Source organism: Arthrobacter rhamnosi, from assembly GCF_054510855.1.
Genome location: NZ_JBTNDT010000007.1, coordinates 52,336 through 66,878, shown reverse-complemented (window position 1 = coordinate 66,878; position 14,543 = coordinate 52,336). Strand labels below are relative to the sequence as shown.

Here is a 14,543-nt window from a genome sequence, read left to right as displayed (position 1 = left end):
GGTGGCAGCCGCGACGCAGGCCACGGGGTACGCAAGGGACCTTCCGGCCTACCCGGCGTCACTGCGACCTCTACTCCAAGGAGCGGCAGCAGGTACGGGTCTTGCCGCCGAATCGGGCGTGAAAGGATCCGTCGGCGGTAGGTTCACCTAGACTTCGAGGCACCATCCGGCGCGTGACGGCAGCCGGGGTTCATTGCTGGTGCGTGTCCGGGCGTCTGCCCGATCGAGTCCGGGAGCGTCATGAAAATACAGTTCCTCGTCATGCTGGTTACGCGGGTGTTCGCGAGCGGGGTCCAGGCGGTATCGGTGATCCTCCTGGCCCGGTGGGTGGGGATCGAGGATTTCGGCCTGATCTCGGTCCTCCTCGGCATCGGAGGTGTGCTGTTCACGGTGTCCGATTGGGGTCTGTCCTCGTACATCCCGCGGGCCCGGGCCAAGGGGGACAACGGCGACGTCGCAGCAGGCCTCCGGATGAACTTCGCCGGGAACGGGCTCGCCGGACTGCTGTTCGCCGTCGCGGTGCTCGTGATCGGATTCACCACGTCCGAGTCCCTCTGGTTGAGCTTGCTCCCGCTCGCGCTCGCACTGGATCAGGTGACCGAGGCGGGCCTCACGGTGGCCGTCGCGGACAAGCTGAAGCGGCCGGTGGTCGTCTCGGTCCTCCTGCGCCGGTGTGCAGCCCTCGCACTGTTCGCCGGGCTGTACGCCGTGAGCTTCGACGCCGTGGGTGCCTACGCCGTCGGCCTCCTCGTCAGCGCCGTCCTGGGGCAGGTGCACGTTCAGCTGGTGGTGCGGGCACGGATGAGGGGCATCGCGGAACGGACGTCCTACCGGTCGTTGTACCGCCAGCTGATTCCGTACATGACCGCGAACCTCAGCGCCTCCACGCGGTCCCTGGACACCTCGGTGGTCGCGATGACCACGTCGGTGGCCACCGCCGGCCTGTATTCGGCGGCGTTCCGGATCACCCGGCCGCTGATGCTGGTCGGCAGCGCCGCGGTGGCGGTGATCCTCCCCCATGCGGCGCGGGAATCCCTCTCCGTGGTCAAGAGGCTTGCTCGGCGACTGAGCGCGGCGGCCTTCCTGAGTGTGCTCCCCCTGATCGGCGTGGCCTACTTCTCCGAGCCGATCGTGCTGCTGCTGTTCGGCGAGGACTACCGGGGTACCGCACCGGCCTTCGCCCTCGCCGTGATCGCCATCCCGTTCCTGTCGCTGGCCCCCCCGCTCGGCGGGATGCTGCAGGGCCAGGGTTACCAGCACTTCGTCGCCCGCAATGGCGTCGTCTTCGCGGTCGTGACCCTGGCCCTCGTCTGGGTGGGCGCTGCACTGTTCGGCGTGACCGGGGCTTCCGGCGGGATCCTCGTGGCCTACGTCCTCAAGTGCTCGTCGCTACTCATCCGGCTCCTGCGGGCGCGCCCCGAGGCACTGGTGCCGTCGAGTCCTGCAGCGGAGCTCAGGGAGTCCGTTCAACAGTAGGGGGCGACGCCCCCGTGCTGGCGGCGATGCGGATACGGGCCGGACGAGGACGATCGCTTCGCTGGGGTCTCCAGGGAGGTGAGGCCCGCGGCGCGTGAGCCAAGGATCACCTTCAGCATTGCAGTGCAGCATGTTCAGAGGGCGAAACCTACCGGCCTTGGGGGAAAGCCGGAATCCAGGGAGCTGGGCCGCACGCGCCGATAGCACCGAGCACCGCGGGGAGTGCTCGGCGGGAACGGAGAGGAACCGGCGCCTGCCATGTCAATCGCGCGTAGCAACGCAGGGTTCGCTAACCTGCACGAAGAGCGCAACCCTCGTCGCGTGCAGGACCACGACGGGCTCAGCTGTACTGCTTGGTCCCGCGCGTCGCTTTCTCACGAACCACGCGGACCACTTGGGAGGGGGTCGAGTTGGCCCACATCAGGGCGAAATGCGCCGCGGACGCCGAGGCCTTCTGCCCGCGGTACCGGAGGGCGAGGTGGTAATCCCTCCTGAGCCTCCGCAGCTGTGCCGAAGTAGCGAACTGGTAGTGCTTGTCGATGTACGTGCGGATGCCTGCCGCGCGGCGCTCACTCCGCGAGCTGAGGTGATCGCCTCCATCCGCGCTCTGCACCACGAGGCGCCGCTCGACGACGGCATATGTGTGGCCTGCCCGGAGGAAACGGACGAAAAAGTCGAGGTCGTTGTAGACGGGTAGCTGCTCGTCGAATCCCCCCAGGGACTCGAACACCGCCCGACGGATCACGAAGTTGCTTCCCGTGATGCCGGGGTTGTGTGCCACTGCCTCGTCCGCGGACACCCCCTCCCGGAGCTGCCAAGGGCTACCGATATTCCGTCCGCCGACCTCGAGTGATCCCCCAGCCGCGACGAGGTCGGCATCGGTGGAAGCCAGCATGTCGAGGCAGTCGAGGAGGAAATCCGGCTCCCACCGGTCGTCGTCGTCCAGGAATGCGAGGTATTCGGAATCCGATGCCGCAGCACCTGCATTCCGGGATGCCGAGGCGCCCTTCACCGGAAACAGCGACCCGTCCAGGTAGTCGTAAGACCTCAGGGAAACCAGCTTCCGCGTGTGGTCGGACCCGGTGTCATCGACGACGACAACACGTTCGGGAAGCCGGGACTGGGCGGCGATCGACGCCATGGCGACCGGCAGCTGGTCATCCCGGTCATGGGTGGGAATGACACATGTCACTGATGCGGGAATCATCCGGCTCCTCCTGAGTACGAGTCGCGATGGCCGGCCGGCGGCGCTGCTGTGAGGATCGAGGGTACGCTCCGCCTGACCGAATGCGCCGGCAGCGGAACCTGGCCACGCCAGGGCCTGCGCCACACCCGCTCCGGCGTGGCTGAAAGATGACGGGGCTTGCTGACGACGATGCTGGCGCCCAGGACACCGCACGCGAGAGCAATGAGGTACATCGCGGGGGTGTAGTTGAGCAGGTTCGATTCCGACCCGTTGACCAGGACGAAGGTGGCTATCGCGAGCAGCAGGGCCGCCTCCCACCTGTTGCGGGACAACGCAGCAAAGATTACGCGGAGCACGACGAGGAGCACGACCGCCACGACGGCACAACCCACGACACCGAGTTCGACCAGCAACTGGACTGGGAGGCTGTGGGGTGGCGCGCCGAGCGGCATGAGGGTGGAGGAGGTGGACCCGAGTCCGTAGCCGAACCACGGCCGCTGTTCCCAGGCGCCCAGGAGGAGGTGCCAATTGACGAGGCGCCAATCGAGGCTGTTCGTGGTCACACCCTGGCGGATGGCTGCATCCGCGTTTGCACCGACGAACTCACTGAAACGGTCCGGCAGGCCGAGACTGTTGATCGAGATCAGTGCCGCGACGCTGCTGCTCAGCATGAGAGCGGTCTTCTGCCAACGATTGAGCGCCGAGGTCGCGACGATGAAGACCAGCAATGCGGCGATTACGCCGATCCACGCGCCGATGCTCTCCGTCACCACGAGGCATGCCATCGCGAGCGCCGCCACCCACAGCAGCCGTGGCCGCTTCAGATTCAACGCCAGGCACACGGCGATCACGGTCGCGACGCCGAAGAAAGCGCCGGCTGTATTCGCGTGGTTGAACGTCCCGTTCATTCGCCCGGACTCGGACACCATCAGGGGCGATGACGCGAGGTAACCGCCGAAGGAGATCAGTGCTGCGGGCATAGAGCACCAGAGCAGGTACTTGAGCGCCCGGTCCAGCTCGCTGGTGGCGAAGGTGAAGGCGAGGACGAAGACCGCGACGATGGAACCGAGCGTCACTGCTTCCCTCGCTGAAGGGAAGAACGACCCTTCCGAGCTGTAGCGGACGATGGACCCGTAGATCAGGACGGTGACGATCAGGATGATCGGGGCGTGAAGCCGAGGGTGCAACCGTGTTACCCGCGGAAGGAAGGCCGAAACAACCGCGAGCGCGCCGAGGAGGCCGGCGAGACCGCTCGAGATCGCCGTTCCGCCCGAGGCCGCGCCCAGCTCCGCTATCGAGCGGCCCACGACGATGAGGAGGAGGATCTTGCCGACAGGGACGATCGGAAGGGCGACGATCGCCACGACGCCGACGACGGCAACGGCGGCCAGCAACAGATCACTTTGCATAGGATTCCCTCCGTTGCAGGCGGTTGCCGGTGACCTTCGCGCAGAGCCTGATCAGATCGGCTCGCTCGACGAGCCCCAGCGCGTCGGTGCTGTTCTTCAGGGCGTGGACGAACCGGGAGAACGCGGCTTGTTCAGCTTCGTTCAGGTCAGCCGTCCTCAAAATGGAGTACACCTCATGCCGGGCGCCGAGGACCTGCTCGGTCAGGGTCGCATGGGCCTCCGCGCTCAGCGGGTTGTACGCGGCGGCAGCCTTCCAGGTTCCAGTAGCGGTGATCTGAGCCGGGTGGTGTCGGTAGAACACACCGGGCTGCGCAAGCCGCCGTAGCCGGAGCCCGCCGGCGACCAATCTCAACCATAGGTCGTAGTCCTCGGACGGCACTTCCCGATAGCCTTGCGCCTCGCGCAGCACCGACGTCACTGCAACCATGGTGGAGTGTGTCACGGGATTCTGCAGCAGCAGGAATGACGCGAATGCCGCGGACGAGATGGGAAGTTGAGCAGCCGGCCTGACCTTCCGCCCCGGACCGAGGTGGACCAATCCCGCAAACACCACATCCGCTGTGCCCGTCTGCAGCACGGACAACGCATGCCTGAAGCGACCCGGAATCACGAGATCGTCGGCGTCCATTCTTGCAACGAACTGGCTCTGCGTTCCCTCGAGCAGGTCGTTCAAGGTCGCCGCCACCCCCCGGTTCCGTCCAGCCGACCTGACCACAAGGCGCCGGTCGAGATGGGCGAGTTGTTCGAGGACCTGAAGGGTGTTGTCGCCGCTCGCGTCGTCGAGGACGTGGAGGTCAGCATCGCGCGGGAGGTCGAACAGCGTTGTCCTGACCGCCTGGGCGATCGTGGTCGCTGCGTTGTAGGCCGGCATGATCACCGTCAGCCGTGGCATGCCCGCATCCTCCGGCCCTGCATCGCAGTTGCGCGCGGACCTTCAGCGAGGTATCTATCCGAAAGTTCCACGTGCCCACTCCAAGTGTCGTGACAGGCCCTCGGTCAACGAGATCTCGGCCTTCCAGGCGAGCTCGCGGTCGATGGCCGCGGTGCTTCCGCCGGTTCGCCAGACATCACCGGCGACGGCCGGCACGTATTCCACGTCGAGCTTGCGTCCCGACATCTGGCTGATCAGGTCCAGGACCTCATTGACCGTGGTGTTGCTTCCCCCTGCCACGTTAAAGACACTCCCCGGAGCGACGTCGGGAGTGGTGCCGGCCAGGACATTCGCTTTGACGACGTCGTCGACGAAAGTGAAGTCCCGGATCTGTTCCCCCGTCCCGAAGATGGTGATCTTCTCACCCAGCACGGCGGCCCGCGTGAAGCGGGTGAAGGCCATGTCGGGCCGTTGCCCCGGCCCATACACCGTGAAGTAGCGGAGCGAGACTGTCGGCACACCGAAGTTGGCGGCGTAGAGCGAGCACATGTGCTCCGCCGCGAGCTTGGTCACGCCGTAGGGGCTGAGGGGCTGGGGTCGCATGTCCTCCGTCGTGGGGAAGGACTCTGCATTCCCGTAGACCGAGGAGGACGACGCGTAGACGAAGCGCCTGAGCGACGCGGAGTTGGCCGCAGCCTCCAGCAGCTTCTGCGTGGCGAGAATGTTCGCGTCGATGTAGACACCGAAGTCACTTCCCCACGACTTGCGGACCCCGGGCTGGCCCGCCTGGTGGAAGACGACGTCCACTCCGGTGAGTAGGGCATCGAGGTCCGTCGTGTTGAGGTCCTCCTCGCGGAAGTCCAGGCTCTTCGGGAGAGCGGCGAGATTGGCCCGCTTGATGCCGACGTCGTAGTAATCGGTGATGGAGTCGATGCCGACGACGTCGTGCCCGGCGCGCAGGAGCGCCTTGGCCAGGTTCGATCCGACGAATCCGGCGATGCCGGTCACTAGTGCTTTCATGGGTGCCTCCGGGCGATGGAAAGGGTTGCGGTCCTCAGGAAGCCGGGACCTTTGACCAGGTAGCGCCGCGCGAGCCGACGCGGTTCCTGGCCGAGCCTCCACGTCCATTCAAGGCCGAGTCGCTGGACCACCCGCGGTGCGCGGCTCTTCGTGCCGGCGGCGAAGTCGACGGCAGCGCCGGCTCCGATGTAGACAGCCGGCGGGAGAGATTCGCGCCAGTGCCGGAAGAAGGATTCCTGCTTGGGGGAACCGAGGCAGAGGAAAACCAGGTCGGGCCGGGCCCGAGTGAGCTCCGTGACCGCCGTGCGGCAGGCAGGGTTGTCCACGTTGTTCACGAAGGGGAATGGAACGGCCTGGACGGTGCAGCCAGGGTACTTCTCCTCGAGGGTCCTCACCGCGTCGGCGGCTGCGTCCGCCCGGCCTCCGAGGATCGCGATCCGCCACCCTGCCTGTGCGCCGTGCCGTGCGGTCAGCGGAAGGAGATCTGCGCCGGTGTGTCGCTCCACCCGTACTCCCAGCGCCCTGCCGAGGGCGACCAGCGGGGCACCGTCCACGAGCCGCACGTCGGCGGAGTGATAGGCGTAGCGGAGCGCCGGAGAGGTACGGAGGTCGAGCACCTGGTCCACATTCGGCGTCACGACGAGCGCGGGTTTCCCGGCCGCGATGAGCTCCCCGATGCGGGCGAGGAGCTCCTCGGAGCTGCCCTGGAACAGCGGCCATGGTCCGAGTGTCAGCTGTCCGTCGTGATTCTCGAGCAGGACGTCCTCCACCTTCCTGTTGGCGTCACCGGTGGCCGCCACCGGGCGTACGGCGAAGATCTCGCGGACGACAGCAGGTGCACCCAGCTCCGACACTGCTTCTACGACATCGGCGCGCTCGATGTCCCTCGCCTTTGCAAGCGACACTGCGATCTGCTGCGGGTCACGGTTCGTCGTGAATCCGGTGACTCCGTCCACGACGAGGCCTCCCGTATCGGAGCCCTCGGTGACGACCGCCGGCAGCCCTGTCGCCATGGCTTCCACCAGAACACGGGGGTAGCCTTCGTATCCTGCGTGCGAGGTCATGAGGAACAGGTCCGAGCGGGCCATGACAGCGGCGACGTCCGCCGGGCCCACCCGCCCCGGCGTCTCGATTCTGAGGTTCGGGCGCCGCGACAGGTCTGCGGCCCTTCGACTGACCTCCCCCAGAAGTGTTCCCGAGCCCAGGAGCGACAGGGACCATTCCTCCCCCGGGAATGCATCGGACAGCTGCGCCATAGTGTCCAGTGCCAGCAGCGGATCCTTCGGGACTTCGAGGCGACCGACCCAGCAGATGGAGTGACCCTTCGCCGACCCCTTACCCTGCCCGCCGATCAGGCGGGGATCGAACCACGTCGGCGAGAACCGCGCTTTTGGGTTCCATTCCTTGACCGTGTCGGCGTAGTCGCGGTTGAAGACAACGACGTCGGCTGCCCGACGCACCACCAGTCGCTCGAGCGCCTGGTGCACGCCTCCCGCGCGGCGCCACATGGAATCCGAGGTCGTCCCGGTTAGCCCGTTCTCCTGGGTATGGATGAAGTAGACGAGGGGCCGGCGCAGCAGGACGCCCAGGGCCAGCGCGGTATCCATCCGGTGCGCCTGCACCGCATCCGTCTGCGGAAGTTTGCCGGCGAACCGGACCACCCCTGCCAGGAGCCGGAGAGAGTGAGGCACCTTCCGCTTCTGGTCTGCGGGATCAAGTCTGGCGACAGGAAGGAACCAGACTGTTCGTCCTCCGAACTCGTGGGCCTCCCACCCTCCGAGCACCCGGCTTGCCGGCCCATCTCCGGCGTCCACTCCGACGAAGGCGAGATCCTGATCGCCGGGGGCGTACGCGCAGATCCCTCGGAGGCACGTGTCGATGCCGCCCGGCGAAGGGCGCGACGGATCGAATTGATGAATTATCAGCCGGTCCACACGAAAAGGCTTGACGTTCTGCATATGCTCCCCAGTTCCACATGTAAATCGATATTTGGCGGTGCTGCTCGACACTGAGACAGATCCTCCCCTCGATGGGCAGGACGTGATGTTGGCAGTTGGGCCGCCGCCCTCGTTTGCGGCGGTAGACAAAACATAATTGCGGCGGTATTCGAGCGTGCCGGCGCCGAGATATTTGCGACGACGGCCAAAGCTAAACACGCAAGGACCCACAAGACCACCGGCTTCCATCAAAGCAAGTACGGCCTTGGGTCATTAGGGTAGCCACCCCCAGAAAACCTAGTGCCGGCGCGGGTGGCCTTGCGCCCCGGAGCCAGGGGTTCCAGTAGGCCGGGGGCCAGGTGGGGTGGCCGACCCGATTGTAGAAGCGCATTTTGTGGAGCATTGTCGTAAATGCGCGATGAAGCGAAAGCTGGTGATCCGCTAGATCATCGCTGTGGTCCACCCGAATCAACCACGCCCTGCCTGGCCCTGCCTGTGACGAGGCGTCCTACCGAATATCGATAAAACTCCTGAAAGGTCTCAGATATGGAATTGCGCAATTACCTGCGGGTGCTCAAGCGGAATTGGCTCATTATCGCGGGCGCAACCCTTGCCGGCGTCATCGTGGCAGGAATCGCTTCGATGCTGATGAAACCCATCTACACCGCGCAGACTGAGCTGTTCGTGGCGGTGGAGGAGACCGGCTCGGTAGCCGAGCTACAGCAAGGCAACACGTTCATGCAGGACCGCGTGCAGACCTACACCGAGATGGTGGACTCACCCAGGGTGTTGCAGCCCATCATCACAAGTCTCGGGCTCGACGCAGACACAGCCGCGGACCTGCCGGCCAACGTCACGGCGTACAGCACACCCAACACGGTGCTGGTGGGCCTGTGGGTGACCGATGAATCACCGGAGCAGGCTGCCGCCATAGCGAACGCCCTCGCCGACAGCCTGATTTCTGTCATCGATGAACTGGAAACGACCGGGGCATCGTCGGTGTCACCGGTGCAGCTCTCGGTTCTGACGGAAGCGGGCGTACCCACCGAGCCCTCCTCCCCCAAGGTCGACCTGAACCTCATCATCGGCCTGCTGGTGGGGCTTGCACTCGGGCTGACTGTGGCACTCCTGCGGGCGAAGTTCGACAACCGCGTTCGTGGCGAGGCCGATCTTTACGGTGTCACCAAGGCTCCCGTGCTGGGCATGGTGCGCTACGACCCCGCGGCGGCCGGCAATCCGCTCATCGCCAGCAGCAAACCCAACGGATCTCGTGCAGAAGCCTTCCGCCAGCTGCGGACCAACCTCAAGTACACCCAACTCACCCGAGGCTCCCGAGTGGTGCAGGTGACGTCATCGCTTCCTGGTGAAGGGAAGACGACGACAGCGATCAACCTGGCCTTTGCCATGGCGAAGGGCGGCAAACGCGTCCTCCTCGTCGACGCCGATCTTCGACGACCTGCCGTGGCCGGATACCTCGGCATCGAGGGTAGTGCCGGCCTGACGACGGTGCTGATCGGGCAGGCACAACTCGGGGACATGCTGCAGCCCTGGGGCGAGGACAACCTCCACGTCCTTGCGTCGGGTCCCATCCCGCCGAACCCGAGCGAACTCCTGGGTTCCGACCAGATGGTGGCACTGCTCCGGGAGCTCGAGGAGACCTTTGACGCCGTCATCATCGATGCACCGCCCGTGCTTCCCGTCACCGATGCGGCCGTCCTGTCCTCAGCGGGGGTCAACACGGTACTCGTCGTCGGCGCCCAGGAGGTGAACACCACGGACGTCTACGAGTCGCTGAAGGCCCTCGAACTGGCCGGTGGACGGGTGCTCGGACTCATCCTCAACAAGCTGCGGCTGCCGGAGCCCGATGCCAAGGCGCGGTCGTACTACACGGCGCCGGCGGCGTCCGACGTCGTCCTTCCGGACGCACCCATGGCGAAGCCGAAGTCCGGACTGCCCGAGGATCAGCCAACTGCTGCACCGGTGCGGCCCTCCCACGACCTGGGGCCGGTCAGCCTCAACAAGAAACGCCCCGCGTCGGGTTCCCGGCCCGCGGCGCCGTCCGTGAAGATTCCAGCCGGTTCCTGACCGACCGGCCGTAACCTCACATATTTCCCACTGGCAACGACGCCGGTGCACCAGGCCCGGGTCCGCTTCTGTGGATTCCGCTTAAGCGGGGCCGGCGACGTAGGAGCTCTCCTGAGACCGGAGCTTCGTCCCCAGTCGTCGTCGGCCCCTTGTACCAACCTCTCGAAAAGGGGAACGATGAGCAACGTAGGAATCGCTACCGACAGACCCTCGTCACATCAATCGCCTCCGCTCGACGTGGTCTACCCGGCACTCGGGTACCGTGCATCGAGGAGCAGGAGCGCCACTGGCGGTGCCCGCGCATGGGTCCGCCCCTACACCACCGCCATGGTCATCGGCGACATCGTCGTGATCACAGTGGCGCTCGTCGGAGCCCAGCTCACGAGGTTCGGGACCACCGACCCGCAGGTGCCGGTAGCCTCGGCGTCCATCGGATACGACTACATCGGCCTGGCGATCGCTGCTCTGTGGCTAGGAGCCCTCGGCGCCTTCAGGAGCCGGGACCGCAGGGTCCTGGGGCTCGGGAGCGACGAGTACAAGCGGGTCATCAACGCGACGATGCTCGTCTTCGGCCTGGCTGCGATCATCCTGCTGGTGACCCAGGTCCCGGCGTCGAGGGGCTACTTCGCGCTGGCTCTCCCCCTGGGACTCGGTGGACTCCTGCTGACCCGCTGGTCGCTGCGGGCATGGCTCACGCGCCAGCGGACGAAGGGCCGTTACCTGTCGAGGGTGGTGGTGCTGGGTCGGCCTAAGGACGTCAAGTACGTCATCAAGCAGATCCGCCACACGGCCGGCGCCGGCTACGACGTCGTCGGGGCGGCCATCGCGGGGGCAAATTCACACTCGAAGATCCTCGTCGAGGGGAACTGGGTACCGGTCGTCGCGGACCTCACATCGGTCGAGAAGGCATTGCCCGGACTCAATGTCGACGCCGTGATCGTCGCCGGTCCCGTCCAGGGTGGCAGCGGTTTCATCCAGAAGCTGGGGTGGAGCCTCGAGGAGTCGGAGACCGAACTGGTCCTCGCCACAGGACTCACGAACGTCGCCGGACCCCGGATCCACGCCCGGCCTGTGGAGGGCCTGCCCCTCATGCACGTCGAACTCCCCCAGTTCAGCGGCGCCAAGCATCTCGTCAAACGGATGCTCGACGTCTCGGCCTCGGCGGCGGCCCTGCTGCTCCTCCTACCGGTCTTCGGGATCATCGCCCTGATCATCAAGCACGACAGTCCCGGTCCGGTGCTGTTCCGCCAGGAACGCATCGGCCAGGGCGGCAAGACGTTCACCATGTACAAGTTCCGCTCCATGGTCGTCACGGCCGAGCAGGACCTCGCGGCCCTCCTGAGTCAGAACGAGGGGAACGGGTTGCTGTTCAAGATGCGGGAGGACCCGCGCGTCACCAAGGCCGGAGCGTGGCTCCGCCGGCATTCGCTGGATGAACTTCCCCAGATCTGGAACGTCCTGCGTGGGCAGATGAGCCTCGTGGGGCCCCGTCCACCACTGGGTCGTGAGGTGGACGGCTACGAGAAAGACGCGCACCGCCGTCTGTACATCAAGCCCGGTCTTACTGGTATGTGGCAGATCAACGGCCGCTCCGAACTCAGCTGGGAGGACAGCATCCGCCTCGACCTGTACTACGTCGAGAACTGGTCCATCACGATGGACCTGATGATCATCTTCCGCACCGCCAAAATGCTCCTCAAGCCCGTAGGCGCCTACTAGGCGCCGCACCAGAATCCCGTCCAAGCCCAAAGGAAGAATCATGCGTATCTCAGTCATCGGTTGCGGTTACCTCGGCGCGGTCCATGCCGCTTGTATGGCCAAGCTCGGCCACGACGTCGTCGGCATCGACGTGGATCAGCGGAAGATCGACGATCTCGCGGCTGCCCGTGCTCCCTTCTTCGAACCCGGGCTCCCCGAGTTGCTCGAGGAACTCCAGGCGACCGGGCGGCTCAGCTTCAGCACCGACATGTCGGAGGTGAAGGGAAGCGACGTCACCTTCATCTGCGTGGGCACTCCCCAGCGCAAGGGCGAGTTCGCCGCCGACATGCGCTACGTCGATGCCGCCTTCACGGCCGCGGCGGAGTATCTGGTTCCCGGCAGCGTCGTGGTGGGCAAGTCGACCGTCCCCGTAGGTACGGCAGCACGTCTGGCAGGTGAACTGGAAAAGCTCGCCCCGGGAGCGCTGCTCGCCTGGAACCCCGAATTCCTGCGGGAGGGCCACGCCGTCGAGGACACGCTCAACCCGGACCGCTTCGTGTACGGAGTGCCGGAGGGCGCGCACGGTGCGGACGTGACCACGGCCCTCGACGGTGTGTACGCCGTACCGATGTCCCAGGGTACGAAGCGGCTCGTCATGGACTACGCCACCGCCGAGCTCGTCAAGACGGCGGCCAATTCCTTCCTCGCCACGAAGATCTCCTTCATCAACGCCATGGCGGAGGTCTGTGAGAGTTCCGGCGGTGACGTGTCGATGCTCTCCGAGGCCATGGGGATGGACGACCGCATCGGTCCCAAGTTCCTGAGCGCCGGGATCGGGTTCGGCGGTGGGTGCCTGCCAAAGGATATCCGCGCTTTCATGGCCCGCGCAGGAGAGCTCGGGGCCGACCAGGCGCTCACCTTCCTCCGTGAGGTGGACACGATCAACATGCGCCGGCGCTTCCGGGCCGTCGACATGACGCGCGAACTCGTCGGTGGATCGCTCCTCGGGCGCCGCGTCACAATCCTGGGCGCGGCCTTCAAACCCGACAGCGACGACGTCCGGGATTCGCCCGCTCTCAGCATCGCTGCCCAACTGCAGCTCCAGGGCGCCAACGTCACGGTGACCGACCCGGAAGCCATCGCCAATTCGGCCAAACGGTTCCCAGAGCTCAGCTATGAGGCCGACACCAACCTGGCCGTTCAGGATGCGCACGCGATCCTGCTCCTGACCGAATGGCGGGAATACCGCGACCTCGATCCGTACGCGCTCGGTGAGAAGGTTACGACCAAGGCCATCTTCGACGGGCGGAACGTCCTCGAGCCGGCGAAGTGGCGGGCCGCCGGATGGACCTACCGCGGTGTCGGCCGCCCCTGAATCCGTCGAGAGAGTACGGACACGGGGCGCGGTTGGCACTGATGCGCCAGCCGCGCCGCGTGCCCGGAAGCGGAGTCCATGGTTCCTGGCCCTACCCGTCGTGGGAGCAGCTGCATTTCTCGGTGGATTCCCTGGTGCCGCGCCCACCCTGAGTGCTGATGAGATGTTCAACCTCGGCGGCGACTACGTCCTCTGGACCGACGAGGACGGACGCAGCGTGCGATCGATGCTCTCGAACGGCAGCGCCGCCGGCACGATCACCTCCAACGTCCGCTTCCACGCGATCACCGTCGAGGCGGCGGGTTCCTATGACGGAGATACCGTGCCCGTGGTCCGGGTACACGTCGATGATGTGCCCGCGGGAGACATCCGCCTCTACTCCCATGATCTGGAGGCCTATACGGTCACCGGTGACTGGCCTGCCGGAGAGCACACCCTCACGGTCGAATACGTGAACGATTCAGGGCAGGACAGCGCAGTCTTCAGCTCTGCGGAGATAGGTGCTGCACCCGGGGCTCTCGTCGACCTGGAGCCCCTCCTCAACCGGGTCGGCTCCCAGGAGAAGGACTACACCGATCACCCGTTCAGTCCCACGACGTTCTCGAATACGCGAGTAGGCCCCGCAGTGGAGTTCGCACCGGACGACGATCCGCGCCACGCCACCTTCCGGGAAGGATCGACAGACGTGGCGAGCAAGCGATGGTCCATCTCTGTCCAGCATACTGACGGAGGAGACCCGACTGCGACCCTTCAGGCCAACGGCGACAAGCACTTCATCAAGATCCCCGCCGACGCGGCAACGACAGGCGGCACGGACGACCATATGGTCGTCATCCAGCCGGACGGTCGAACGGCGTACGAGCTGTGGGGTATGGAGAAGATCGCGGCCGACGAATGGAAGGCGCGGTACCTCGTCATCACCGATCTTCAGGGGGACGGCATGGACGGCGGCGCGCGCGCATCGGGCATCAGCCAGCTTCATGGCCTCATCCGCAGGAACGAGCTACGGAACCTCGACATCGAGCACTCGCTGGCCATCGGGATCAGCGGGTCGATGCTGAAGAGCGTCAACGACGGACGCGGAGTCTGGCCGGCGAGGGCGGAGGACGCCAATAATTCCTGGGCCTACACGGGCACCATCCCCATGGGCACCATGTTCGCGATTCCGCCCTCCGTCGATGTCGACGAGCTGGACCTCACGCCGGAGGGCCGCGCGGTCGCTCGCGCCCTCCAGCAGTACGGCGGTCATGTCCTCATCCAGGCCGACAACACCAACCTCTACGCGGAGATGGCCGCTGACGAGGGCCAGGTGGCCAACCTCGAGGCGGACTGGCCGCAGCTGCGCGACCTCCTGCGCGTCGTCACCAACAACTCGGAAGACAACATCGCAGGCGCACACTAAGCCTCAGCTGGAGTGCACGGGCGGCCATCCCTCGACAGGTAGGCCGCCCTTTCGTTTGTCAAACGCAAGCGCAGGATTCGCACA

The 14,543-nt window shown here is 65.8% G+C and carries 10 protein-coding genes; 5 read left to right on the top strand and 5 right to left on the bottom strand.

What is annotated here, in order from left to right; all coding sequences use genetic code 11:
- Window positions 1-240 precede the first annotated feature (240 nt).
- Window positions 241-1,476 carry an oligosaccharide flippase family protein gene (locus ACX80I_RS13880; RefSeq protein ID WP_459345707.1) on the top strand — a complete coding sequence of 412 codons (1,236 nt, stop codon included), beginning with the start codon at window positions 241-243 and terminating at the stop codon, window positions 1,474-1,476.
- A gap of 340 nt (window positions 1,477-1,816) precedes the next feature.
- Here the strand turns inward: ACX80I_RS13880 and ACX80I_RS13875 are convergent, their stop codons facing one another.
- Genes ACX80I_RS13875 through ACX80I_RS13855 form a run of 5 tightly spaced genes read right to left on the bottom strand, consistent with a single transcriptional unit; the run spans window position 1,817 to window position 7,653 of the window.
- Window positions 1,817-2,683 (bottom strand): glycosyltransferase family 2 protein, encoded by an 867-nt coding sequence (locus tag ACX80I_RS13875; protein ID WP_459345706.1) that lies wholly within the window; start codon window positions 2,681-2,683, stop codon window positions 1,817-1,819.
- Window positions 2,680-4,071, bottom strand: coding sequence for an O-antigen ligase family protein (locus ACX80I_RS13870; protein ID WP_459345705.1), 1,392 nt, complete (start codon window positions 4,069-4,071; stop codon window positions 2,680-2,682). The genes ACX80I_RS13875 and ACX80I_RS13870 overlap by 4 nt, the downstream gene beginning before the upstream one ends.
- Window positions 4,061-4,963: a glycosyltransferase family 2 protein gene (locus tag ACX80I_RS13865; protein ID WP_459345704.1), complete on the bottom strand. Its 903-nt coding sequence runs from the start codon at window positions 4,961-4,963 to the stop codon at window positions 4,061-4,063. The genes ACX80I_RS13870 and ACX80I_RS13865 overlap by 11 nt, the downstream gene beginning before the upstream one ends.
- Window positions 4,964-5,017: 54 nt before the next feature.
- Complete coding sequence (locus ACX80I_RS13860) at window positions 5,018-5,962, bottom strand: NAD-dependent epimerase/dehydratase family protein (protein WP_459345703.1); 945 nt, start codon at window positions 5,960-5,962, stop codon at window positions 5,018-5,020.
- On the bottom strand, window positions 5,959-7,653 hold the full coding sequence (locus ACX80I_RS13855; RefSeq protein WP_459345702.1) for a WecB/TagA/CpsF family glycosyltransferase: 1,695 nt from the start codon (window positions 7,651-7,653) through the stop codon (window positions 5,959-5,961). Before ACX80I_RS13855 ends, ACX80I_RS13860 begins: the two co-directional genes overlap by 4 nt.
- Before the next feature lie 792 nt (window positions 7,654-8,445).
- On the opposite strand from ACX80I_RS13855, the gene ACX80I_RS13850 reads away from it, so the two are divergent.
- The 4 genes from ACX80I_RS13850 to ACX80I_RS13835 all read left to right on the top strand — a co-directional run bounded on the left by ACX80I_RS13850 (window position 8,446) and on the right by ACX80I_RS13835 (window position 14,459).
- The gene (locus tag ACX80I_RS13850; RefSeq protein ID WP_459345701.1) at window positions 8,446-9,984 is read left to right on the top strand and encodes a tyrosine-protein kinase domain-containing protein; all 1,539 of its coding nucleotides are present in this window, start codon (window positions 8,446-8,448) and stop codon (window positions 9,982-9,984) included.
- 177 nt (window positions 9,985-10,161) lie between these two features.
- Entirely contained in the window at window positions 10,162-11,703 is a 1,542-nt protein-coding gene (locus tag ACX80I_RS13845) for a sugar transferase (protein WP_459345700.1), read from the top strand.
- 40 nt (window positions 11,704-11,743) lie between these two features.
- The gene (locus ACX80I_RS13840) at window positions 11,744-13,057 is read left to right on the top strand and encodes a UDP-glucose dehydrogenase family protein (RefSeq protein ID WP_459345699.1); all 1,314 of its coding nucleotides are present in this window, start codon (window positions 11,744-11,746) and stop codon (window positions 13,055-13,057) included.
- A 163-nt stretch (window positions 13,058-13,220) separates the two neighbouring features.
- A complete protein-coding gene (locus ACX80I_RS13835; protein ID WP_459345698.1) occupies window positions 13,221-14,459 on the top strand; it encodes a carbohydrate-binding domain-containing protein in 1,239 nt (412 codons plus the stop codon).
- Window positions 14,460-14,543: the final 84 nt, after the last annotated feature.